Origin of the sequence: Actinokineospora sp., from assembly GCF_050699995.1 — a bacterium.
Classification (GTDB): Bacteria; Actinomycetota; Actinomycetes; order Mycobacteriales; family Pseudonocardiaceae; genus Actinokineospora.
This window is the reverse complement of the sequence record NZ_JBOHGC010000095.1, coordinates 1-1,029: the sequence shown is the minus strand read 5'-3', so window position 1 is coordinate 1,029 and position 1,029 is coordinate 1. Positions and strand designations below refer to the sequence as shown.

At 69.0% G+C, this 1,029-nt stretch carries 1 protein-coding gene; it reads right to left on the bottom strand.

Features of this window, described 5'->3' with window-relative positions:
* A partial coding sequence (locus ACRDSQ_RS05625; RefSeq protein WP_431419392.1) for a copper resistance protein CopC occupies positions 1-1,029 on the bottom strand: 1,029 nt, incomplete at both ends.

The window sequence follows — 1,029 nt, the reverse complement described above, 5'->3', positions numbered from 1 at the left end:
CCAGCAGCGGCGTGATGATGATGAGCTTGACCAGGAGCGTGCGTCCGTAGGCCGGTCCGGTCAGGGCCGCCGGCGACCCCACGTAGAGATATCCCTGGGCCAGCCCTGTGACGATGAGGACCGCGACCGTGACGACCGCCAGCCGTGAGAATCGTACGGCGGCGGGGCGTACCACCTCAGGTGCGACGGCGTGCACGACCGGGAGGTACACGGCGCCGAAGTAAGTCAGGCCGCCCACCCAGATACTGGCGGTGAGGATGTGTAGCAGGCTGAGCCCGATGCCCGCGAACCCCTCCGTGAGCCCGTGGCTCGTCAACACCGGGCCGATGAGGAGCAGACCCAGGATGGCGACGAAGCCGTCGTACTGGACCGGCCTGCCGGGTTTGAGCAGCGCGGTCACGAACACGGCGGCGACGAGGCGGAAGATCAGATCGTGCCCCGTGTGCGAGACCGAGAGGACGCGGAGAAGTGGCTCCCCGGCGACGCTCACCAGGGATGTGCCGCCGGCGATGGCCGCCGCGTCGCTGGCCACCCGGAAGAGGCCGGACGCTGCAATCGCCGCGGTCGCGACGACCGCCAGCCGGTACAGGCGCCTCCGCAGCGCCGCTTCGGCCGCTTCCGGAACCGGCAGCCGCAGATGCGTGACCATGCCTCCCAGCAGCAGGAACAGGCCGATCAAGCCGGTCCAGCGGGCGACCACATCCGGCAGGGCCGGCCCCGGCGCCGCCGCGGCGGTCGGCACGCGCACGTCGCCGACGCCAAACGAAAAGGCGCCGCGCGTGAGGTGGGCGTCGACCGTTGAGATGACGCGCCAGTCGATGGTGTAGAGACCGGACTGCAAGGATGGCAATCTGTACGTGAGCTTGCGGCCGACGCCGGAAAGAGGTTTGAGCTGAGTACGCTTCGCGTCCTGAACGAGGACCACCGTGCTCAGCACGGGATCGACTTCTTCGTTGAAACTCAGTTGAAGACGTTCCGGCGCGGCGCTCGGCACCGCGCCGTGGGCCGGCACTGATGCCTCGAGAACGG